Below are 22,168 nucleotides of genomic sequence, written 5' to 3'. Positions count from 1 at the left end.
GATAATCATGAAATCCAACGAACTGAAGACCGGCGGGGAAATCCTTGTCAACTGTCTGCGCCTGCACGGCGGCAAGCATGTCTTTTGCGTACCGGGGGAAAGCTATCTGGCTGTCCTGGATGCACTTTACGATGTGCCGGAACTGGACGTCACGGTATGTCGCCAGGAGGGCGGTGCGGCCATGATGGCGGATGCGTACGGCAAGATGACGGGCGAGCCGGGCCTCTGCTTCGTCACGCGGGGGCCCGGGGCGACCAATGCGGCAGCGGGCCTGCACATCGCCCAGCAAGATTCGACCCCCATGATCCTCTTCATCGGCCAGGTGGCCCGTGGCGACATGGAGCGCGAAGCCTTCCAGGAGGTCGATTATCGCCGCATGTTCGGGGAGATGGCCAAGTGGGTGGCCCAGATCGACGAGGCGGAGCGCATCCCCGAGTTCGTCAGCCGTGCTTACTACACGGCAACCTCGGGGCGGCCGGGGCCCGTGGTCCTGGCCCTGCCGGAGGACATGCTCCGCGACACGGTCCGGCAGCTGGACAGCGTTCCCTATCAGAGGGTCGAGGCTTCGCCCGGCACGGCCGAGATGCAGCGACTGCAGGCCCTCCTGGAAGAGGCCGAAAGGCCGCTGGTTCTTGTTGGCGACGGCAAGGTCCCCGAAACCCGTACTGCCCTAGAGAAGTTCGTCGAGGCCTGGGATCTGCCCGTGGCGGCCGTCTTCCGTCGTCAGGACTGTTTCGACAACTGCCACGACAACTATGTCGGCGACGTGGGCATTGGCATCAATCCCGCCCTTGCCGCACGGGTTCGGGAAGCGGACCTTCTGCTCGTGCTCGGGGCGCGGCTGGGCGAGATGACCACCAGCGGCTACAGCCTGCTGGACATTCCGCACCCTCGGCAGAAGCTTGTACATGTCTATCCCGGCGCTGAGGAGCTGGGGAGAGTCTATCAGCCGGAACTGGCCATTCTGTCCTCAATGGGTACCATGGCGCGTGCTCTCGCCGAGCTCACGCCCCGCGGCACCGTGACGTGGACGGGGGAGACGCGCCAGGCCCGGCAGGAATACCTGGCCTGGTCCGAGCCTCCCAAGGTGGAGGGGCCGCTGCAAATGGGCGAGATCATGGGATGGCTTCGCGACCGACTGCCGCACGAGACCGTCGTTTGCAACGGAGCCGGTAACTATGCCGGCTGGGTCCATCGCTTCCATCGCTACAGTGCCTGCTACACCCAGCTGGCGCCAACCTCGGGGTCCATGGGCTATGGCACGCCGGCCGCCGTCGCGGCGAAACGGGCCTTTCCCGAGCGCCCCGTCGTGGCCTTTGCCGGGGATGGCTGCTTCATGATGCATGGGCAGGAATTGGCAACGGCCATGCAATATGACCTGCCGATCCTCATAATCTTGATCAACAACAGCATGTACGGAACCATTCGCATGCACCAGGAACGCGAGTATCCCGGCCGAGTGAGCGCAACGGCCCTGAAGAACCCACAGTTCTCGGAACTGGCGAAAACTTACGGAGCCCATGGCGAACTGGTGGAACGTACGGAGGAGTTCGCTCCGGCCTTCGAGCGCGCCTGGCAGTCCGGCCGTGCGGCCTTGATCGAGTTGCGGCTCGATCCCGAGGTCATCAATCCGGTCAAGACTCTCAGCCAGATCCGAGCGGAGGCGTTGGAGCGTCTGGGGCAACAGGCCTGAAAATCGGGAGGAGGTCATGCTCAACGACAGGAGTTCAGGAACCGAAGCCTCCGGGGAGGCCGCGGCCCCCTCGCGCCGTGGCTTCCTGGGGAGTGCATTGGGTGGTGTCTCGGCCGTGCTGGGAGGTCTGGCGCTCTCGGGATGTGCGCACAGCGCCCGTCACGAGGGGTCTCAATCCCGGGAGGGGGCTCAGGAGGGCAAAACTCCGGACGAGGCCTGCACGTCGTCTCTGACCGGGCTGCAATTGCGTGCAGTGGAGGAAGGTGAGGCGGTCACCATGGATTACCGCGAAGACCGCCTGACCCTGGTCCTGGACGAGCGCCGGCGCATCACCCGGGCCTATATCGGGTGAGGGTGGGGCTATCAGACAATTCAGCCGGCCTTAGCGAAGGCCTTGACCAGTTTGACGATCTGCGAGCGCACGTTCTCGTCTTCTATGGAACCGACGGCGCGGGCCAGCTCGAGAGTCTGACGGTCCAGGGGTGTCTCGTCGGACCCGAAGCCTTCACTGTCCAAGCCTTCGAAGAAATAACTCACCGGCGTTTCCAGGGCCGTGCTGATATCCCAGAGGCGGCTGCCGCTGATGCGGTTGGCCCCGCTTTCGTACTTCTGCACCTGCTGAAAGCTGACGCCAAGCTTGTCGGCCAGTTCGCTCTGGCTGAGACCCAGGGCCACACGGCGTTCGCGCAGGCGGTGGCCAATATGGATGTCGGTTTTGTGGTACATCTTCCTGTGAGCCTTTCCTGTTAGGCGGGGTTGGCCTTCGGCATTCCCCATTCTGCGTTGACGCCTTTCGTGACTATCTTACGCGCCCGTGGCACGCGGCGTCTACAGCCTCAATGCAACCTATGGGCCAGAATGCGCGGCATCTTGCCGCCTTTTTCGTAAACCCGCATGGCTATTGGTCCATCCCGACGCAGTCCCGTATTCGGCGATGCCCGTTCATGCCCACGCTCCGGAGTTTTCATGAATAGCTGCAAAATGCAATTCATATTGCAGCGCATAAAGCATATGTGAGATCGATATCCCACACGCCGGAGTTCGTCTTCGCACGAGGTTACAATCCCGGCTGTTTGCTCTATTGTATGGCCTCTCGGCGCCGGACAGGCAGGTGGGTGCCTGGCGGTGTGAACTCAACTGCCAAGAATTTCGGGAGCAGCGATTGCCTGAGTCCCTGGTATCCTTGCGCGGCCTGCGCAAGACCTTTGGAGAGAAGACGGTTCTCAAGCAGATCGACCTGGAGATCGCGCCGCAACGCGGTACCGTCCTGGTCGGCCCGTCTTCTTCAGGGAAGTCTGTCCTCATCAAGTGCCTGTTGGGCCTGTTGGAGCCCGACGGTGGCGACGTCCAGGTGGAAGGACGTTCCCTGGATGATTTATCCCGCGCGGAGAGAGAGCGCCTGGACGACCGAATCGGCGTGGTGTTCCAGCAGAATGCGCTCTTCGACAGTCTTCCGGTCTGGGAGAATGTCGCTTTTCGCCTTCTCAACCGCGGCGAGGTTTCTCGCCAGGAGGCGCGGGAGGTGGCGCGCGAAAAACTGGGCCTGTTCGGCCTGAGCTCCCAGGTGGGCGAGCGCTATCCGGCTGAGCTGTCAGGCGGCATGCAGAAGCGCGTTGCCCTGGCTCGGGCCTTCGCCATGAACCCCGACATCCTGATCCTCGATGCTCCGACCGATGGGTTGGACCCGATCATGACCAGGCATACCAATTCCCTCATCCGCCGGATTGTCCAAGAGCATCAGGTCACGGTCTTCAGTATCATGACGGAGATGTCTTCGGCCTTGGAATTTTACGACGATCTGGCCATGCTGTATGACGGTCGGATCATTTGGAATGGGTCGACCGAGGCAGCTCGCCAAGCTTCGGAGTCACATCTGAGGCAGTTGCTGGAAGGGCGCTCGGAGGGTCCCATCGGCATGGCGGTCCATGCCTGAGAGGTGCTTTTGACAAATGCCCGGAGGTGTCCTGCCGGGGGAGCACTGGAGAAGTGAAACAACAGCAAGCGGGAGGCAGAGAATGAAGCGAAACAAACTGCTGGCCATGGCGTTGTCCGGGCTTGTAACGGGGGGCTTGGCCATGAGCGCCGCAGCCCAGGACGATATGGAAGAGGCGGCGCCGGCAGAAGGTGTCACGCTGGAGCTCAACAAGCTGGAACAGGTCGACCAGACCTGCCGGGCCTATATGCTGTTCAAGAATGACAGCGGCAGCGACTTCGATCAGTTCCGGCTCGATCTGGTCCTGTTCGATGCGGAGGGCGTGATCAGCCGCCGCATCGCCATCGAGGCAGCTCCCCTGGAGACGGGACGTTCGACGGTCAAGTTCTTCGATTTCTCCGAGCAGCAGTGCGCCGATATCGATCGCATGCTGGTCAATGGTGTTTCGCCCTGTGCCGATGCTTCCGGCGAACGGGAGGACTGTGCCGATATCCTGGAGCTCGCCAATCGCACAGAGGTCGAATTCTATCAGTAAGAGTCGTTGACTTCCCTGAGGGGGACTTCCTAAGGTTAAGGCAGGATTATCGGGAGAGGGAACGCGGTGCGGTCGGAAGACTCCGGCCAAGGCCGTGGCTGCCCCCGCAACTGTAAACGGCGAGTCCGGCGCGACGACAAGAGGCCACTGGTGAATGCATCGGGAAGGCCAGGAGCGTCGGACGATGACCCGTGAGCCAGGAAACCTGCCCGAAAGTCTGCATTTGAACGCCGGGCGGGGTGCACCGGCGGCGCCGGACTCCAGCCTTTCCTTCAAAGCTGCACCGCGTCGCCTGTCCTGCCTGAGGGACAGGAGACTCCAGCGGCATGTCAGCCATCGAGAAGGAAGCTCTGCAGTTGCCACCCCTGACATTGGTGCTGGGGGGCGCGCGCTCGGGCAAGAGCCGCCATGCAGAGAGCTTGATCGAGGCTGAGGGCACGAGCTGTGCCTATATCGCGACCGCCCAAGCTTTCGACGCGGAAATGGAGGCGCGCATTGCCGCCCATCGCGCGCGTCGGGGAGCGCAATGGACGACGTTCGAGGCCCCGATGGCACTGGGGGAGGTCCTCCAGTCCGCCGATGTTGCAGGACGTCCTGTCCTGGTGGATTGTCTCACGCTCTGGCTCAGCAATCTGATGCTGGAGGATCGCGACGTCATGCGCGAGATCGGCGGCCTGCTGGCATTGCTACCGAATCTTGACGCTCCTCTGGTCATGGTTTCCAACGAGGTCGGTCTCGGCATCGTGCCCGACAATGCGCTGGCGCGGTCCTTCCGCGATCATGCCGGATATCTCAATCAACAATTGGCTGCCGCCGCCGATCAGGTGGTCTTCCTGGCAGCCGGCCTACCGCTCACTCTCAAAACCCCGGAAGGGACAGACAGATGAAAGATCTCGCGAAGATACCTGCCACCGTGATCACGGGTTTCCTGGGGGCGGGAAAGACCACCCTGATCCGCTCGCTGCTTGAGAACGCCGGCGGGCGCCGTCTGGCCCTGGTCATCAACGAGTTCGGAGACGTTGGCGTTGACGGGGAAATCCTGAAGGGCTGCGGCGTCGAAGGCTGCAGCGACGATGACGTGCTGGAGCTGGCCAACGGCTGTATCTGCTGCACGGTGGCCGACGACTTCCTGCCGACAATCCAGAAGCTGATCGATCGCCCGGACCCGCCCGATCACATCATCATAGAGACCTCGGGGCTGGCCTTGCCCAAGCCCCTGGTGAAGGCCTTCGGTTGGCCGGACGTGCGCAATCGCGTGACGGTGGACGGGGTCGTTGCCGTGGTCGACGGTCCTGCCGTAGAGGCCGGAGTGTTCACCAGTTCGCTTGACGCTGTGCAGGCCCAGCGCCAGGCAGACCCGGCGCTTGATCATGAAAGCCCGCTGGAAGAACTGTTCGAGGAGCAGCTCAGCTGTGCCGACCTGGTGGTGGTCAACAAGCGCGACCTGCTGGATGAGGACGGCTATCGCAAAGTGCTGGAAACCACCCACGGCTATCTGCGCAAGGGCGTGCCGGCCGTGGCCGCCACGCAAGGCCATCTGGACCCGCGCGTGCTACTAGGACTGGGCGCTGGCGCCGAGGACGACCTGGACAGCCGTCCCTCGCACCATGATGGCGATGACGATCATGATCACGACGATTTCGAGTCTTTCGTGGTGGAGTTGGGGGAATGCGAATCCCCGCAGGCCCTGCTCGATCTCGTGACTCCGCTTTCGGCGCGCTTCGGCGTCTTGAGGGTGAAGGGATTTGCCGCGATTGCCGGCAAGGAGATGCGCCTGGTGGTGCAGGGTGTCGGTCCCCGTTTCCAGCATTACTTCGATCGCGACTGGCGGGAGGCCGAGCCACGGACCACACGCCTGGTCATTATCGGCGAGACGGGACTGGACGAGAGCGCCATCCGGAACGCCCTGGCGCGCGAACAGGCCGCCGCCTGAACGGCGACAAGACAGGGACAGGCAACAATCATGCACCTTCTGGCGGCACAGCCCGGCCGGGTTTCCGATGGCAGTGAGGCTGTGGATCTCGGCCAGACGCCCGGAGACATCGTCTTTCTATCGGCCGCCGACACGGAACTGGCCAGTCTGTCCACGGCGTGGGGGGAACTGGCGGAACCAGGACTCAGCCTGCGTCTGGCCAACCTGATGCAGCTCAGTCACCCCATGTCGGTGGATCTCTATCTGGAGCAGGTCGTGGAAGAGGCGCGGCTGGTCGTTGTACGTGTGCTCGGTGGGCGCGGCTATTGGTCCTATGGCGTCGAGCAGCTGGAAGCTCTGGCACGCGAACGGGATGTGTCGCTGGCGCTGCTGCCCGGGGATGACAAGCCGGACCCGGACCTTATGAAGGGCAGTACGCTCGGGGAAGAGGCCTGTACGCGTCTGTGGCAGTACTGTATCCACGGCGGGCCGGAGAACGCCCGCAACCTGTTGGCCTACGCCTGCAGCCTGCTGGAGGTCGAGCGCAGCTGGAAAGAGCCGGCGCCCTTGCTGCGGGCCGGACCCTATTGGCCGGGACTGGAACAACCTGACCTGGACCGCCTGAAGGCCGAGTGGATCGAGGGGGCGCCGGTTGCGGCCATCGTCTTCTATCGAGCGCTGCTGCAGGCAGGAAATCTGGCCCCCGTGGACGCCCTGGTCGAGGCCTTGCGCAAGGAAGGGATCAATCCCCTGCCGATCTACTGCGCCAGCCTGAAGGAAGAAGTCTCGGCCAGTACGCTGCAGGCGCTGTTGGAAGAGGCAGGCGCCGGAGTGGTCCTGAATGCCACCGGCTTTGCAGTCTCCAGCCCTGCGGCAGAGCGCAGCGCGACGCCTTTCGACAGCATCGATGCCCCGGTCCTCCAGGTGGTCTTTGCCGGATCGGATCGAGGCAGCTGGGAAGAGGGCAGCCAGGGCCTGGCAGCGCGTGACATTGCCATGAACGTTGCCTTGCCGGAGGTGGACGGACGCCTGTTGACGCGGGCCGTCTCCTTCAAGGGGGAGTCGCTCTACGATCCCGCGACCCAGACTTCGTTGGTGCGATACGAGCCGGTGGCCGATCGCATCACTTTCGTGGCCCGGCTGGCGGCGCACTGGCTGAAATTGCGGGACAAAGCCGTGGGCGAGCGCCGCATCGCGCTGGTGCTTGCCAATTACCCGAACCGCGACGGTCGCATGGGCAACGGCGTGGGGTTGGATACCCCGGCCGGGACCGTGATCCTGCTGCAGGCCATGGCGGCCGCCGGCTACGATGTCCGCGACCTGCCGCCCGATGGCGACCGCCTCGTTGCCCATATGGCGGAAGGACCGACCAATGCGGGACTGGAGGGCCGCGAGATTCGCGAGACCTTGCCCCGGCCGGAGTACGAGTTCTTCTTCGGCAGCCTGCCCCAGGCGCTGCAGGAGGCCGTGATCGAGCGCTGGGGCCCGCCCGAGGCCGATCCCTTCTACCTGCACGGCGAGCTGGACTGCGGGGCCTTCGCCCTGCCGGCCTTCCGGCTGGGCAAGGTCTTGGTGTGCCTGCAGCCGGCCCGCGGTTACAACATCGACCCCGAGCGCAGCTATCACGACCCCGACCTGGTGCCGCCCCATGCCTACCTGGCCTTCTATGCCTGGCTGCAGCTGGAGTCCGACGCCGTAGTGCACATGGGCAAGCACGGAAACCTGGAATGGCTGCCGGGCAAGGCGCTGGCACTGTCCGCGGGCTGTTTCCCCGAGGCGGCCCTGGGGCCCATGCCGCACATCTATCCCTTCATCGTGAACGATCCGGGCGAGGGGACACAGGCCAAGCGCCGGGCCCAAGCGGTCATCATCGACCACCTGACGCCGCCGCTGACCCGGGCCGAGACCTACGGGCCGCTGAAGGACCTGGAACTGCTGGTCGACGAGTACTACGAGGCCGCCGGCGTGGATCCACGCCGCATCAAGGTGCTGCGCCAGGATATCCTGGACGTTACTCGCCGGCTGGGCCTGGACAGCGACTGTGGCATCTCCGAGAGCGACGACGAGGACCAGGCCCTGGCCAAGCTGGACAACCATCTCTGCGAGCTGAAGGAGATGCAGATCCGCGACGGGCTGCATATCTTCGGCCAGTCGCCCGGTGGCGACCAGTTGACGGACCTGCTGGTGGCGCTGGTGCGGATCCCGCGGGGCAAGGGCGAAGGCGGGGATGCCTCGCTGTTGCGCGCGTTGACGGCCGATCTGGAACTCGACTTCGATCCACTGGACTGCGATTTCGCGACGCCCTGGGAGGGACCGTATCCTGAGGTGCTGCAGGGCGAGGGACGCTGGCGCACCGCGGGTGACACGGTGGAACGCCTGGAAGGGCTTGCGCGCGAGTTGGTGGCCGGTACGCAGACGGCGCCGGAGAGCTGGCCGCGGACCCGGGCCGTGCTGGACAGCCTGGCACAGGCCATCCGACCCGCCGTCGAGGCCTGCGGCACGGCCGAGATCGACGGCATCCTGCAGGCGCTGGAGGGACGTTTCGTCCTGCCCGGGCCTTCGGGCGCGCCCACACGCGGGCGCCCGGACGTCCTGCCCACGGGGCGCAACTTCTATTCCGTGGACAGCCGCGTGGTGCCGACACCGGCCGCCTGGACGCTGGGCTGGAAATCCGCCACCCGCCTGCTGGAGCGGCACCGGCAGGAACATGGCGGCTGGCCGAAAACCCTGGCGCTCTCGGCCTGGGGCACGGCCAACATGCGCACCGGCGGTGACGACATCGCCCAGGCGCTGGCCCTGCTGGGCGTGCAGCCGACCTGGGAGACGGCCTCGCGCCGGGTGACTGGCTTCGAGGTCCTGCCGCTGTCGGTTCTGGACCGGCCGCGGGTGGACGTGACCCTGCGTATCTCCGGCTTCTTCCGCGATGCCTTCCCCTCCCAGATCGACCTGTTCGATTCTGCCGTCCGTGCCGTAGCCGAATTGGATGAGCCCGAGGCCAAGAATCCCCTGGCAGCCCGCGTGAAGGCCGACGCAGCAGAGCTGACGGCCGAGGGCGTTGACGAGGCCGCGGCGCGGCAGCGGGCGGGCTATCGCGTCTTCGGCTCCAAGCCCGGCGCCTACGGAGCCGGCCTCCAGGCCCTGATCGACGAGAAGGGATGGGACAGTGGTGCCGACCTGGCCCGCGCCTATGTCGCCTGGGGCGGCTATGCCTATGGCCAGGGGGCCCAGGGTGCAGCCGAACACGGGCTGTTCGAGGAACGCCTGGGGGCCGTGGAAGCGGTGGTGCACAATCAGGACAACCGCGAGCACGACCTGCTGGACTCGGACGACTATTACCAGTTCGAGGGCGGGCTTTCGGTGTCCATCGAATCCCTGTCGGGCAAGGCGCCCACGGTCTATCACAACGACCATTCGCGCCCCGAGCGGCCGGTTATCCGCACCTTGCAGGAAGAGATCGGCCGCGTTGTCCGGGCGCGCGTGGTCAATCCCAAGTGGATCGCGGGGGTCATGCGCCACGGCTACAAGGGTGCCTTCGAGATGGCCGCCACGGTGGACTATCTCTTCGCCTTCGCCGCCACGACCCATGCCGTGCGCGATCATCACTTCGACGCCGTTTTCGAGGCCTACCTGGACAATGCCGAGGTCCTGGACTTTCTGGAAAATCACAATCCGGATGCGTTGAGGGAAATGGCGGAGCGCATGAACGAAGCTCTTGAACGTGGGCTCTGGAAACCACGGGCCAATACGGCCTATGCTCGGCTGAGCGAGATAGCTGGAAAGGGAGCTTGACCCCCATGAAGACCGACGGGATGACCGAAGAGGAACTCAACGCCCGCCACGCCGAGAAGATGGCCAAGAAGAAGGCGGCGCGGGAGAAAATCCTGGCCACCAAGACCATCGAGAAGGGTCTGTTGATGGTCCATACCGGCAAGGGAAAAGGCAAGTCCACGGCGGCCTTCGGCTTGGTGATGCGGGCCATGGGCAACGGCTTCAAGGTTGGCGTCGTTCAGTTCGTGAAGGGCAAGTGGGAGACCGGAGAACGCCAGATCCTGGAGCATTTTCCCGAGCAGGTGACCATCAAGACCATGGGCCAGGGCTTCACCTGGGACACCCAGGACCGCCAGCGCGACATTGCCGCCGCCCGCTCCGCATGGGAGCAGGCCAAGGAGATGATCCGCGATACCGAGTATCGCATGGTCCTGCTGGACGAGCTCAACATCGTGCTGCGCTATGACTACCTGCCCATCGACGAGGTGGTGACCTTCCTGCAGGAGGAGAAACCGAAGGATACCCACGTGCTGATCACCGGGCGCAACGCCAAGGACGAGCTGATCGAGATCGCCGACCTGGTGACCGAGATGACCATGGTGAAGCATCCCTTCCGCGACGGCGTGAAGGCCCAGGCAGGTATCGAATTCTGAACCAGCCACTGCAGGACCTGTCATGACGGCCTCCCTGATGTTCCAGGGCACCGGTTCGGACGTGGGCAAGTCCGTGCTGGTGGCCGGACTCTGTCGTCTCTTCGCACGGCGCGGACTGGCCGTACGGCCCTTCAAGCCCCAGAACATGTCCAACAATGCGGCCGTGACCTCGGATGGCGGCGAGATCGGCCGGGCCCAGGCCCTGCAGGCGCGTGCCAGTGGGGTGGCCCCGTCCATCGACATGAACCCCGTCCTTTTGAAGCCGGAAACCGATCTGGGGGCCCAGGTGATTGTCCAGGGTCGGCGCTGGGCCACCCTGAAGGCGCGCGACTATTCCCGTCGCAAACGCGACCTGCTGCAAGCGGTGCTGGAGAGCTATCACCGTCTGGGGGAGTCAGCTGACCTGGTCCTGGTCGAGGGCGCCGGCAGCCCGGCGGAGGTGAACCTGCGCGCCGGCGACATTGCCAACATGGGTTTCGCCGAGGCGGCGGATTGCCCTGTCATCCTGATCGGCGATATCGATCGTGGCGGCGTGATCGCCAGCCTTGTGGGCACCCATGCCATCATCCGACCGGAGGAGCGCGCGCGCATCCGCGGCTTCCTGGTCAACAAGTTCCGTGGCGACGTCAGCCTGTTCGACGATGGCTTGGACCTGATCGCCCGGCAAACCGGATGGCCGGCCCTTGGGGTGGTGCCCTTCCTGTCTGCCGTGGCCGCCTTGCCGGCCGAGGATGCGGTGACCCTGTCCACGACGACAGGTGAGAGAGAGGAACACTCCATACACGTGGTTGTTCCGCGTTTCTCGCGCATTGCCAACTTCGATGATTTCGACCCCCTGGCGCAGGAGCCGGACGTGCGGCTGGAGTTCGTCGAGCCGGGTCGTGCGCTGCCGGGAACCGCGGACCTGGTGATCCTGCCGGGCTCGAAATCCACGCTGGGGGACCTGGCGTTCCTGCGCCAGCAGGGCTGGGACATCGACCTGCAGGCACATATACGCCGCGGCGGCTGGGTGCTGGGTGTCTGTGGCGGCTACCAGATGCTGGGCCAGCGCCTGCATGATCCGGAGGCGCTGGAAAGTATCGGCGGTTCCCATGACGGGCTGGGTTTGCTGGAAGTCGAGACGACCATGCGCCCCGACAAGACGCTGGTGGAGATGACGGGCCGTCATGCGGCAAGCGGATTGTCGGTCCGGGGCTACGAGATGCACCTGGGCCATACGGAAGGGGCAGGGACGCAACGGCCCTTCCTGCAGCTCGATCCCGAACGGGCCGATGGTGCCGTTTCCGCCGACGGGCGCGTCATGGGCTGCTATCTGCACGGCCTGTTCCAGGAGGATGCCTTCCGGCAGGCCTTCCTGGGCATGATTCGCCGGCGTGAGAGCTCGGGCCTTGCCTACGAGGCGCAGGTGGAGGGGGCACTGGAGGCACTGGCCGACCATCTGGAGGCCCACGTGAAGGCTGATCGCCTGCTGGAGATCGCAGGTGGCGGCTGATCAGAAGAGCAGGTCACCGGCGGCAATCAGGGCCACGGCCAGGACGAGGAGCGCGAAGCTGCGCCAGCAGAGGGCGACTGCCCTGCGGATATCCTCAGGCGATGCGTCCCGTCGGCCAGCAGCGTTCATCCAGGCATCCTCCACCTGCTGCGTGCCATAGCTGCGCGGGCCGGCCAGGGCAATGCTGAGGCCGGCGCCCATGGCGGCTTCGGGCCAGCCGGCGTTGGGAGAGCGATGGTTCGGCGCATCGTGCCAGAGGGCGCGAACGGTGTCCTGCCAGCGGTGTGGGGCCGTTGTCAGCAGGATCAGGAAGGCGCTGAGACGCGAGGCCGGCAGGTTCGCCAGATCGTCCAGCCGGGCCGTGGCCCAGCCGAACGCCGCGTGCCGCTCGCTGCGATGCCCGATCATGGAATCGGCCGTGTTGAGAACCTTGTAGGCGAGCAGGCCGGGCACCCCCGCAACCAGGTACCAGAAGGCCGGGGCGACCACCCCGTCCGAGAAATTCTCGGCGAGGGATTCGATGGCCGCGCGGCAGATACCGGGTTCATCCAGTTTCTCCGGGTCGCGCCCGACAATCAGGGCCACGCTCCGGCGCGCACCGCTCAGCCCCTCTTCCTGGAAGCTGCGGGCGACACGGCCGACATGCTGGCACAGGCTGCGCTGGGCCAGGAAGACAGCGACGACCAGGATCTCCACCACCCAGCCGAACGGCAGGGCCTTCAGCAGGAAAGACAGCGCCAGGCCGGCGACAATGGCACCGGCCAGCAGGAGCAGCAGCACCATGACGCCAAGGCGCCGCCGCGTGCCTAAGGCAGTGTCCGTCAGGTTGAACTGCCGATCGAAATAGTCGATCAGGCGCCCAATCAGGGTGATGGGGTGGGGCAGGCGACGCCAGAGCCACTCAGGGTCGCCGAGCAGTGCATCCAGCAGTAGGGCCGCCAGCAGGACAAGGGCGGCCTCAGACATGGGCCAGGGCCTGCTTCAGGCGGTCCATGGCCTCCGCGTCCGGGGGCAGACCGAAACGCAGCCAGCGCGGCTCTTCCGGAAAGCTGCGCACCAGCAGCCCCCTCTCGGCAAGCTTCTCACTGATCTCGCCTGCCTTCGCATGGGCATAGAGCCGGAAGAGGTCCGTTCCGCCCAGGTATTCCAGGCCCGCCTGGTGCAGGACAGCGTCAAGCTGGCTGGCCTGTGTCGCGAGGGCCTGGCGGGTACGCATACTCCAGTCCTGGTCGGACAGGGCTGCAGTGCCGATGGTGAGTGTCGGGCCGGGGACGGCCCAGGGCCCCAGCGCCGTCTCGATCCTTCGCTGCAGCTCCGGACTGCCCAGGGCGAAGCCAAGCCGCATGCCGGCAAGCCCGAAGAACTTGCCGAAGGAGCGCAGGATGCAAAGGCCGGGATGGCCGGCTTCCGGTGCCAGACTGCAGTCCGGCGCGACTTCGGCGAACGCTTCGTCCACGACCAAGAGCCCGTCGCGTGCGGCCAGGCTGTTCGCCCAGGACATCAGGCGGTCCCGGGGCAGGATAAGGCCGTCCGGATTGTTGGGGCGTGTCACGACGCGAATGCGCGTGGTCGGGTCGGGATCCCGGTCCGGCTCGGTGATGGCCACTTCGTGGCCGGTCAGCTGCCAGCAGCGCTCGTGCTCGCCGTAGGTGAAACCGGCCACCTCCACCCTGGTGGGGGCAAAGAGCCGCGGCAGGAGCTGGATCAGCAGCTGCGTGCCCGGCGCAGCCACGAGGCCGGTTTGCTGACCTGCACCATAGAAATGCCGTGCCTCCTCCTTCAGTGCCTCCAGGGCCTGGCGACCGGGCAGACGGTGCCAGTCCTCGGCCGGAATGTCGGGAAGCGGGTAGGGCCAGGGATTGATCCCGGTGGAAAGGTCGATCCAGTGATCCTGGGCACCGGGATGGCGCAGCCGGGCGCTGTCGAGATCGCCGCCATGGATGAGTTCTGTTCGGGCCTTGGTCATGATGGGAAGGTGGTCTCAGACGCTGTCGTCTTCGTCCACACCTTCTTCGGTCTCAGCCTGGCGAAAGGCCTCGGCTTCGTCCTCCTCGGCCTCCTGCTGCTCGGCTTCCTGCAGTACCTCCAGCCATTCGACGCCGGCCACGAAACCGTAGGCCACGGCGACGGCGGCGGTTTCCGAGCCGGTGCCGGTGGCATAGACGATGCGGGCGTTTGCCGTGCCCGGTTCGGCCTCGATGCACCATTCCGGCTGGTCGCCCTCGACTTCAACCAGACGCAGGCGAAACGGGCGATCATTCATCGCGCACCAGAGATTGAATTCCTCAGTCTCCAGGACCGTGGCCGCCTGGGTCAGTTCGCGGCGTGGGTCTTTGCGTATGCGCGAGCGGAAGAAGGAAAGAGGACCAGCGTTCATCAGTTCAACCTGTAGGCGCCGACAAGCATTTTCTCGACCCGTCCCTTGGGAGTGAAAAAGGGAAGAACTAGACGTTCCCAGCTCTGCTCTTCTCCATCGAACAGAGCCGTGTAGATGCGCGAGGTCGGCAGGCGTTCCTGCTGCACCTGCCTGTATTCGGCGTCCAGCAGGCGGCGCTGTTCCTCCGGCAAGGCTTCCAGCGATTGCCCGACGCGATCCCCATCGAAGATCTCAGCATAGTTCGGGTTGTAGTAGCCGTAAACAAAGCGCCCGTCCGTCGTGATCCGGATCACGACGAGGTGGTCGAGCCAGGGCCGCAGGCTGCGCGGATCCAGGTCGGCTGCCATGGGGAAACTGCCGTCTCCGCAGAGCTTAACCCATTCGCGATAGAGAGACTTCAGCTGTGGGTGACGCAGCGTCAGCCCGGATTGCGGATCGGTCATGAGTCACCCCCAAAGTATGCCCCCATAGATGAATCACAAAAAAGGGGCAGAGGCCAAGAGACTTTCGCGCAGCTCCGGGATTTTGCAGGCTTCAAGGATAGCTGGAGGTGGATTGGCCGGCCTGGCGAAAGTTAACATTGGTTTTACCACTTGCCGTTACGCTTACGCGGTTATGACGGTGTATGATCCAAGTGGTGCGGCTCGTGATCAAGCTTATGAGGGCAGGGGACGTTCTGTGACCAGAAAGATCCCGTTCAGCATGCGCGTGAAAGCCTGGTGGCAGGGCTATGACCTGCGCGTGAAGGAACGTCCGCTGGAAATCCCGGACGAGGAGCCGCCGCACCACAACATCACATATGAACGCGAACGTATGCCCTGGGAAACGGAGCGCATCGAGCTTGTGCAGGCCCTCTGGGGGACCGGCATGGTCTCGCCCGGCAACCCCGAATTCATCCAGGACATGGTCAAGCCCCTGGGGCTCAACAACGAGATGAGCGTTCTGGACATGGGTGCCGGACTGGGGGGCAGCGCCCGTGTCATGGCGGAGTCCTTCGGTGCCTGGGTCACGGCCCTGGAAGAGGACCCGGCCCTGGCGGAAGCCGGTGCGGCCATGTCCGAGGCAGCAGGCATGTCACGGCGTGCCCCGGTCAGCTATTCCAACCTGTCCGAGGCCGAACTCAAGCCGCGCGGCTATGATGCGATCTTCTCCAAGGATGCCTTTTTCCGCATCATCGACAAGGAGCATCTGCTGGACCATCTGGTCAAGGCGCTGAAGCCGCGGGGACAGCTGCTCTTCACCGACTACGTGGTGGACGCTCCCGAGTCCCTGGACGGACCGTTGAAGGAGTGGTGGGACAAGGAACCCATGGCGCCGCACCCCTGGACGGCTGCCGAATACCAGAGGAACCTCGTGTCCAGGAACATCGAGATCCGCGTCCAGGAGGATATAACCCACCGCTTTGTCCAGATGATCCGGTCCTCATGGGCGGAATACCTGGACCATACGCACAATGCCCGTCCGCCCGAGGAGATGGCGAAGGTGATGATGTCGGAAGCCGAGCTCTGGACCGGCCGGGCTTCGGCCATGGAGAGCGGGCACCTGCGCGTCTATCGCTTCCACGGCATCTTCCACGGCGGAAAGCAGACACGTCGCTGATGTGCGTCGGGAAGAACGCCATGGCTTGTCAACGCGGGTCCTTGACGGTCGTTTTCGGTGTGCTCCAAGCGCGTGTCATTGCCCGGGTGCAATGGCCAGGCCCGACTCCCTGAACAGTTCGATCAGCCCTTCGGCCGCCGCGCGGCTGATCAGGTAGGCGGTGTCGCCCCATTCGCCGTCGAGGCTGCCCGCCGGAATGCGATTTTCCTGCGTGAGTGTCCCGATCTCCGAGAAGTCACGGGCGGACAGCAGGGTCCAGAGAATGCGGATACGCTGGCTGCCGTCCTGCGGCGTCCCGAGATCGATGTCCACGTCCAGCAGGAAATCCTGCTTCTCCGGCACGCGGCGCACAGGTACGCCGGCATCCCGCAGGACCTGCATCATGGCAATCTCCAGGCTTTCCCGCCCGTCGCCGGGCGCTTCCTCGATGGGCAGGACGATCACCTCGCCGCTGCGCTCCTGCTCTGGTTGCTGCCTGGTTTCGCGTGGCTCCGGCGTTGGTGCCTCCGTGCGCGCGTCGGGCTCCCGCCTTTCCTCGGGGGGCTGCTCGTCTGCAAGCTCTTCCGGCGTGAGAGCAGGCGGCTGGTAGTTCATGCCGAAGCTTTCACCGATCTGGTTCGTCAAGTCCCGGCTGAGGGATTCCAGTAGCGCCTTGTCCCCGCTTTGCCAGGCTCCCTGCTGGATGATCCGTTCCTGGACGGGCGCGAGCAGGGGCTCCCCATCCATGGACATGAGCTGCCAGGACAGTCTCAGCCGTTCGCGATCCTCGCCCACGGGCTGGATCTCCGTGCTGGCGTACAGGCGGGCGACCCCACTTGGTGGTGCCGCGGCACGGCGCGCCGCCAACCCGCTGTCGCGCAGCTGCGCGACGATCAGCTGCTCGAAGAGCGCCTTGCTCTGGGACGGCAGCTCCAGCGGTCCTCTCACATGGATCGTGTTGCGTTCGCGGGCGATATGGAGGTCCAGGTTCTGCTGCCCCGGCTGGCTGAAGGGCCGGGGCAGCTCGCCGCAGCCGCCGAGCAGCAGGATTACCAATAGGAACAGGCCGACGCAGCGCATCACATCATCACGCAGGTGGCCAGCATCCCCAGCAATATGAAGAAGATGAAGAGAATGACATGCGGCACGAGAGGATCCTATTTCACGATCAGGTCCAGCGGTGCTTTCGACAGGCTTTCGGAGCCGTGCTGGCCGACCAGGGAGGACCGCCCCAAGGTCATGGCCAGGTTCTTGTCGCTGTCGAAGATGATGATGTGAACGAAGAACGCCATGCCGGGTTCTATCACAACGGGGTTGCCGTGATAGAGCATGGGCCAGTCCATCCAGTTGGGAGCAAAGGTGGCCCCCATCGAATAGCCACAGGCGTTCATGCGATGTGCGCTCAATCCGGCCCGGTCGAGGACCCGGGCATGGGCGTCGAAGGCGGCGCCAACCGTGTTGCCCGGTGCAAGCGCATCCTCGACAGCCAGCAGCGCCTCCCGCGCGGCCTTGAACATGTCCTTCTGTTCCGGCGGGCAGGTGCCAACGGGAACGGTACGCATCATGGCGGCATGGTAGTGGCGATAGGTGCCGGCCCATTCCAGGGTCAGCTGGTCCTCAGCATCCAGGTGTCGGCGACCCGTATGGTAGCGGCAGAGCAGGGCTTGCGGCCCCGAGCCGATGATGAACTCGTTGGCCGGATCATCGCCGCCGCCGCGGAAGATGGTACCGTGCATGGCAGCCAGGATGTCCCCTTCGTAGGCACCGGCACGGGTTTCCGACAGGGCCGCTTCGCCGGCGGCATCGGCCAACTCCGCTGCCCGGCGCAGGTATTCGATTTCGGCCAAGCTCTTCACGACCCGCTGGCGACTGACCAGCCAGGAGGCATCCTCGAGGTCACAGAAGCCCTGAAGTGCAGCCTCCAAGCGCTTGCAGTTGTAGCCCGTCAGACCATAGGCTTCGTACTCCACGCCCAGGCGTGTGCCCTGCAGGCCCTTCTCGCGCAGTAGCGCTTTCAGCTCCTCGGCCGGATTGGCGTCGGGATCGTCGACCCAGATGCGGATATCCGGGATGCATGAGGTCTGCTGGGCCTGACGCAGGTCCGGAGCCCGGGTCAGCAGAGCCATATCGCCGTCGGTCGTGAGAAGAAGGCACTGGAAGTAGACATATCCGAAGGTGTCGTAGCCGCTCAGGTAGTACATGGACTCCTGGCGAAAGATCAGCAGCGCGTCGAGCCCCTCCTGTGCCATGGCGGTACAGCTGTGTCGGCGGCGATCCTCGAATTCTGCTTCACTGAAATGCAAGGGCACGATGGTTTCTCCCTGTTGCGCCAAAGGATCAGGTTTCCAGGCAGATGGCGGATAACCCTCGCCCGTAATCCTGTTCTCCGCGATGGCAGGCCCGGCGATAGCTGAAGAAGTCATCTTCTGCGCTGCAGGTATCCTGGGGAAGCATTTCGACCTGCCGCACGCCGGCCGCGTGCAGGCGTGCATGGGCGAAGCCCTTGAGGTCGAAATGCGGCCGTCCGTTCGAACCAGGCACGAAGAAGCGGTCGTACTCGGCACTGTCCTGCAGGAACCGGTCGCGGAATTCCGGGCCGACCTCGTAGGACTCCACGGAGATGGCCGGTCCCGTGGCCGCCGTGATCCTGTCCGTCTCGGCCCCCAGACGCTGCATGGCGGACAGCGTCGCTTCCAGGACACCCCCGAGGGCCCCCTTCCAGCCGGCATGGGCCGCTCCCACCACGCCGGCCTGGCTGTCGGCCAGAAGGACCGGCAGGCAATCGGCCGTCAGGATGCCAAGAGCAAGACCCGGTGTGGTCGTGACCAGGCCATCGGCCCGTCTGGGACCGTTGCTGTCCCACGGACCGGAGACTTCCAGCACCTCGGTTGAATGGAACTGATAGCAGGTCAGCAGGTGCTCGGGGAGAACGCCCAGCTGGGTGGCGGCCCGGGCCCGGTTCTCGGCCACGGCGTCGGGATTGTCCTGGCTGCCCAGTCCGCAGTTGAGAGACGTGTATATTCCTTCGCTGACGCCGCCGCGGCGGGTGAAGAAGCCGTGTGCGATTCGGGGCTCCGCCGACAGGCAGGCTGCTGAGAGTTTCATCCTGCGGCCCTTTCCCGGGACTCGGAGTGCGGGATTGGAAACCCGGCCGGAACCGGAGCCTGCGGTCCTGTCACGGCCATGACCCTGAAAAGCGTGCCCATTTCCTCGGCCTCGGTCAGCCGCTTCACGGCGCTGGCCATGGTCGTGCGCTGATCAGGCGTTGCGTTCTCGCTCAACATGGCCGCTCGGGTTTCGATGCCCAGCGTTTTCAGGAAATCTCCCTGAGCGACGGGACCGTGAGGACGGGCGCCGCCTGATTCGGCGGCGCGCGCGAGTGCGGAAAAGTCCACATGAGCGGTCAGATCCGCCTCGCCCGGGTCCTGCAGCACGGGGTGATAGCTGTGTCCCTTGACCGCCTGGAGTGTTTCTCCGGGAGCCGTGTGGTCATGACCGTAGTCGATCCAGAGCGCGGCCCCGCCGTGTTGGCAGAGATGCAATGCCATGGTTTCGGCGTAGCGCTGGGCGGCGGGTGAGACCTCGATCACGGCACCGCTCTCGCAGGACGGCAGATCCCGGACCAGAGCTTCGGGCAGCGGCCCTGAAAGGCCGAAGTCCAAACCCTGTCCTTCGGAATCGAGACCCACGAGGCGCTCGTGCCAACTCTCAGGACCGCGCTGGTACTGATGGACCGGCAGGACGTCGAAGAACTCGTTGGCAATGAAGAAGGCCGGCATGTTCGGCAACTCCTCCAGGCTCTCGTGCCAGGTGACGCGTGCCTGTTGCGAAAGGTTGCGTTCCTGCAGGTTTTGCAGCGCCGGGCTGGTTTCGACAAGATGCACCTGGAGGGCTTCGCTGAAGCCAGGCAGGGTACGGGCGGCGCGCAGGACGTCGGACATCAGCGTTCCACGCCCGGGCCCCAGCTCGACAACGGCACAGGGGTGGGGGCTGCCCTGGGCCTGCCAGGTGTCGGCACACCACAACCCGATCAGCTCGCCGAACATCTGGCTGATCTCGGGGGCAGTGGTGAAATCGCCGGCGGCTCCGAACGGGTCCTGCTTGCGGTAATAGCCGTGTTCGGGGTGGGCCAGGGCCTGTGCCATGTACTCGGCAACGGAAATCGGTCCCTCTGAGCGGATTCGGCGGACAAGACTGTCCAGGAGCGCTGTGCTCATGATGCCTGTCCCATCCTGCTGTTGCGCCGAGCCCAGAGGATCAGGGCGGCCCCGGCCAGCAGCATGGGAAGCGACAGCAGCTGCCCCATGGTCAGGCCACCGGCGAGGAAGCCAAGATGCGGGTCGGGGGCGCGGAAGAGCTCACCAATGATACGCGCCAGCCCGTATCCGGCGAGAAAGCTGCCGGACATCAGGCCCCGACATTTCAGGGCACCGGCCCGGACCATGACGAAGAGGAGGAGGAACAGCACCAGGCCCTCGAGCCCGGCCTGGTAAAGCTGGCTCGGATGGCGCGGCTCCGGGCCGGCACCGGGAAACACCACGGCCCAGGGCACATCGCTGGGCCGGCCGTAGAGTTCGCCGTTGATGAAGTTGGCGATGCGTCCGAGGAACAGGCCGATGGGGGTGGCACAGGCCACGATGTCGGTCAGCGACATGAAGGCCAGGCCGCGTTTGCGCTCGAACAGCACGATCGCGAGGATCACTCCCAGCAGGCCGCCGTGAAAGGCCATGCCACCCTGCCAGAGGAAGAAGATTTCCAGTGGATGCTGGGCATAGTAGGCGGGCTGATAGAAGAGCACATAGCCGAGTCGTCCGCCGAGAACCACCCCCAGGGTCGCCCAGAGCAGGAAGTCGTCGATGGCTTCCCGGGTGAGGCCGGCCGGAGAGAGGGTGATCAGGTGCCGGCAATACAGCCATGCGCCCACCAGACCGACGATATAGGCCAGTGCGTACCAGCGTATGGCGAGAGGGCCAATCTCCAGGGCCACGGGATCGAATTGCGGAAAAGCGAGCGCGCCCCAGAGCAGCAGATTTTCCATTGCGGTCCGTCGATCCTCTTCAGCGAATGGATATTCGTGATGTTATAGGCGGCGCACTGTTCCAAGAAAAGGGCAGTGGCAAGACGGGGACACTGCGTTACTTTAAGGGAAGTGCCCCGGGAATGAGAAGGAGTTCAGGTGATGCAATCCCAGAACCGTCTGTTCGATGATCTCGCACGGGTGTTCGGTGGTGCCGCCGGTGTCGCCAGTGACGTCCGCACCGAGGCCGAGGCGCGGGTGCGTGATCAACTGGAAAAGTTGCTGTCCGGTATGGATCTGGTGACGCGCGAAGAACATGAGGCAGTGCAGGCGATGGCCGCGAAGGCCCGCTCGGAGCAGGAGGAACTGGCCGGGCGAGTCGCGGCTCTCGAAGCCCGGCTGGCCGAACTCGAGACGTCCGCGGCTTCCGGAGGGGGGCGCAAGGCCGCCTCGAGCAGAACGACCTCCGGCAAGCGCACGGCCGCCGCTTCGAGCAAGGCCGGCTCGACGGGCAAGGGCAAGAGCAGCGGCAAGAAAGACGCAGGCTGAGCGGTATCCTTGTTGCATCGCGGAAAGGAATTTGGCACGCTATATCTGGTGGGATGAGGCCTCAGGCTCTCGATATTTAGAGTCCTCCCGAGTGGCCTGAGCCAACCTGATCGCCGCCGGCATAAGCGCCCGGGCGCATAATGGAGGCCCTCCATGAGTCTGCTCATCGAACATTCCCGAATTTCCGCGAACCCCCTCGATCTCTTCGAGGAATTGGTTGCTGCCAACGACTGGATACACGATCGCTCGAGTGACTCGGAACTGATCGTCCAGGTCGCCGGTCAGTGGTGCGACTACAATGTCTGCGCGCTCTGGCAATCGGACATTGGTGCCATGTATCTCTCCTGCCATCTTGAGGCGCGTGTTGCCGTTACCCGTCGTGCTGCTGTCTTCGAACTGCTGGCGGCCGCCAACGAGCGCCTTTGGCTCGGGCATTTCGACTATTCTCCCGAAGATGGCGCCGTTCTCTTCCGCCACACGATCCCCCTGCGCGGGACCAGCGGGATTTCCGTCGAGCAGCTCGAAGACCTGCTCGACACGGCCCTGCTGGAGTGCGAACGTCTCTATCCCGCTTTGCAGATGGTGGTGTGGGGCGGCCGTCCCGTCGAGGAGGCGCTGACGGCCGCAATGATGGACACTGTAGGAGAGGCTTAGAGACAGA

22 protein-coding genes and 1 riboswitch are annotated in these 22,168 nt (G+C 64.6%); of the genes, 12 read left to right on the top strand and 10 right to left on the bottom strand.

Features of this window, described 5'->3' with window-relative positions:
- Positions 1-7 precede the first annotated feature (7 nt).
- Both ACFOW6_RS14575 and ACFOW6_RS14570 read left to right on the top strand, forming a co-directional pair.
- Positions 8-1,693: a thiamine pyrophosphate-binding protein gene (locus ACFOW6_RS14575; protein ID WP_382423136.1), complete on the top strand. Its 1,686-nt coding sequence runs from the start codon at positions 8-10 to the stop codon at positions 1,691-1,693.
- Positions 1,694-1,709: 16 nt separating this feature from the next.
- Complete coding sequence (locus tag ACFOW6_RS14570) at positions 1,710-2,045, top strand: hypothetical protein (RefSeq protein ID WP_382423135.1); 336 nt, start codon at positions 1,710-1,712, stop codon at positions 2,043-2,045.
- Between the two features lie 20 nt (positions 2,046-2,065).
- Here the strand turns inward: ACFOW6_RS14570 and ACFOW6_RS14565 are convergent, their stop codons facing one another.
- Positions 2,066-2,419: a helix-turn-helix domain-containing protein gene (locus ACFOW6_RS14565; protein ID WP_382423134.1), complete on the bottom strand. Its 354-nt coding sequence runs from the start codon at positions 2,417-2,419 to the stop codon at positions 2,066-2,068.
- A gap of 436 nt (positions 2,420-2,855) precedes the next feature.
- Between ACFOW6_RS14565 and ACFOW6_RS14560 the strand changes: the two genes are divergently transcribed.
- The 7 genes from ACFOW6_RS14560 to ACFOW6_RS14530 all read left to right on the top strand — a co-directional run bounded on the left by ACFOW6_RS14560 (position 2,856) and on the right by ACFOW6_RS14530 (position 11,986).
- A complete protein-coding gene (locus ACFOW6_RS14560; protein ID WP_382423133.1) occupies positions 2,856-3,626 on the top strand; it encodes an ABC transporter ATP-binding protein in 771 nt (256 codons plus the stop codon).
- Between the two features lie 82 nt (positions 3,627-3,708).
- Positions 3,709-4,161: a Tat pathway signal sequence domain protein gene (locus tag ACFOW6_RS14555; RefSeq protein ID WP_382423132.1), complete on the top strand. Its 453-nt coding sequence runs from the start codon at positions 3,709-3,711 to the stop codon at positions 4,159-4,161.
- Between the two features lie 21 nt (positions 4,162-4,182).
- Positions 4,183-4,388: riboswitch (cobalamin riboswitch) on the top strand.
- A gap of 99 nt (positions 4,389-4,487) precedes the next feature.
- The gene (gene cobU / locus ACFOW6_RS14550) at positions 4,488-5,048 is read left to right on the top strand and encodes a bifunctional adenosylcobinamide kinase/adenosylcobinamide-phosphate guanylyltransferase (protein ID WP_382423131.1); all 561 of its coding nucleotides are present in this window, start codon (positions 4,488-4,490) and stop codon (positions 5,046-5,048) included.
- The gene (cobW, locus tag ACFOW6_RS14545) at positions 5,045-6,094 is read left to right on the top strand and encodes a cobalamin biosynthesis protein CobW (RefSeq protein ID WP_382423130.1); all 1,050 of its coding nucleotides are present in this window, start codon (positions 5,045-5,047) and stop codon (positions 6,092-6,094) included. The genes cobU and cobW overlap by 4 nt, the downstream gene beginning before the upstream one ends.
- A gap of 30 nt (positions 6,095-6,124) precedes the next feature.
- A complete protein-coding gene (cobN, locus tag ACFOW6_RS14540; RefSeq protein ID WP_382423129.1) occupies positions 6,125-9,862 on the top strand; it encodes a cobaltochelatase subunit CobN in 3,738 nt (1,245 codons plus the stop codon).
- 5 nt (positions 9,863-9,867) lie between these two features.
- Complete coding sequence (gene cobO / locus ACFOW6_RS14535) at positions 9,868-10,494, top strand: cob(I)yrinic acid a,c-diamide adenosyltransferase (protein ID WP_382423128.1); 627 nt, start codon at positions 9,868-9,870, stop codon at positions 10,492-10,494.
- Between the two features lie 22 nt (positions 10,495-10,516).
- The gene (locus tag ACFOW6_RS14530) at positions 10,517-11,986 is read left to right on the top strand and encodes a cobyric acid synthase (RefSeq protein WP_382423127.1); all 1,470 of its coding nucleotides are present in this window, start codon (positions 10,517-10,519) and stop codon (positions 11,984-11,986) included.
- On the opposite strand, the gene cbiB is transcribed toward ACFOW6_RS14530, so the two are convergent.
- From cbiB to ACFOW6_RS14510, 4 genes are read right to left on the bottom strand one after another with little or no spacing between them, the layout of a single operon-like run.
- Complete coding sequence (gene cbiB, locus ACFOW6_RS14525) at positions 11,987-12,952, bottom strand: adenosylcobinamide-phosphate synthase CbiB (RefSeq protein WP_382423126.1); 966 nt, start codon at positions 12,950-12,952, stop codon at positions 11,987-11,989.
- Complete coding sequence (gene cobD, locus ACFOW6_RS14520) at positions 12,945-13,952, bottom strand: threonine-phosphate decarboxylase CobD (RefSeq protein ID WP_382423125.1); 1,008 nt, start codon at positions 13,950-13,952, stop codon at positions 12,945-12,947. Before cobD ends, cbiB begins: the two co-directional genes overlap by 8 nt.
- A gap of 15 nt (positions 13,953-13,967) precedes the next feature.
- Positions 13,968-14,363: a hypothetical protein gene (locus ACFOW6_RS14515; protein ID WP_382423124.1), complete on the bottom strand. Its 396-nt coding sequence runs from the start codon at positions 14,361-14,363 to the stop codon at positions 13,968-13,970.
- Complete coding sequence (locus tag ACFOW6_RS14510; protein WP_382423122.1) at positions 14,363-14,806, bottom strand: PAS domain-containing protein; 444 nt, start codon at positions 14,804-14,806, stop codon at positions 14,363-14,365. Before ACFOW6_RS14510 ends, ACFOW6_RS14515 begins: the two co-directional genes overlap by 1 nt.
- Positions 14,807-15,041: 235 nt before the next feature.
- Between ACFOW6_RS14510 and ACFOW6_RS14505 the strand changes: the two genes are divergently transcribed.
- Complete coding sequence (locus tag ACFOW6_RS14505; RefSeq protein WP_382423121.1) at positions 15,042-15,962, top strand: methyltransferase domain-containing protein; 921 nt, start codon at positions 15,042-15,044, stop codon at positions 15,960-15,962.
- A 75-nt stretch (positions 15,963-16,037) separates the two neighbouring features.
- On the opposite strand, the gene ACFOW6_RS14500 is transcribed toward ACFOW6_RS14505, so the two are convergent.
- From ACFOW6_RS14500 to lgt, 5 genes are all read right to left on the bottom strand, one after another.
- Positions 16,038-17,021, bottom strand: a complete 984-nt coding sequence (locus ACFOW6_RS14500; protein ID WP_382423120.1) for a hypothetical protein — start codon at positions 17,019-17,021, stop codon at positions 16,038-16,040.
- A 77-nt stretch (positions 17,022-17,098) separates the two neighbouring features.
- Positions 17,099-18,364, bottom strand: coding sequence for a M24 family metallopeptidase (locus tag ACFOW6_RS14495; RefSeq protein WP_382423119.1), 1,266 nt, complete (start codon positions 18,362-18,364; stop codon positions 17,099-17,101).
- Complete coding sequence (pgeF, locus tag ACFOW6_RS14490) at positions 18,279-19,046, bottom strand: peptidoglycan editing factor PgeF (RefSeq protein ID WP_382423117.1); 768 nt, start codon at positions 19,044-19,046, stop codon at positions 18,279-18,281. The genes ACFOW6_RS14495 and pgeF overlap by 86 nt, the downstream gene beginning before the upstream one ends.
- The gene (locus ACFOW6_RS14485) at positions 19,043-20,158 is read right to left on the bottom strand and encodes a class I SAM-dependent methyltransferase (RefSeq protein WP_382423116.1); all 1,116 of its coding nucleotides are present in this window, start codon (positions 20,156-20,158) and stop codon (positions 19,043-19,045) included. The genes pgeF and ACFOW6_RS14485 overlap by 4 nt, the downstream gene beginning before the upstream one ends.
- Entirely contained in the window at positions 20,155-20,979 is an 825-nt protein-coding gene (gene lgt, locus ACFOW6_RS14480) for a prolipoprotein diacylglyceryl transferase (protein ID WP_382423115.1), read from the bottom strand. The genes ACFOW6_RS14485 and lgt overlap by 4 nt, the downstream gene beginning before the upstream one ends.
- A gap of 141 nt (positions 20,980-21,120) precedes the next feature.
- Here lgt and ACFOW6_RS14475 point away from each other — a divergent pair, with 141 nt between their 5' ends.
- Together ACFOW6_RS14475 and ACFOW6_RS14470 are read left to right on the top strand one after the other, a co-directional pair.
- A complete protein-coding gene (locus tag ACFOW6_RS14475) occupies positions 21,121-21,507 on the top strand; it encodes an accessory factor UbiK family protein (protein ID WP_382423114.1) in 387 nt (128 codons plus the stop codon).
- A 153-nt stretch (positions 21,508-21,660) separates the two neighbouring features.
- Entirely contained in the window at positions 21,661-22,161 is a 501-nt protein-coding gene (locus ACFOW6_RS14470) for a type III secretion system chaperone family protein (RefSeq protein ID WP_382423113.1), read from the top strand.
- The last annotated feature ends 7 nt before the right edge of the window (positions 22,162-22,168 follow it).

It is taken from the genome of Fodinicurvata halophila, assembly GCF_042651425.1.
Lineage (GTDB): Bacteria > Pseudomonadota > Alphaproteobacteria > Kiloniellales > DSM-21159 > Fodinicurvata > Fodinicurvata halophila.
Note: the sequence above shows the minus strand (reverse complement) of the source record. Positions and strands in the feature narration are given on the sequence as shown.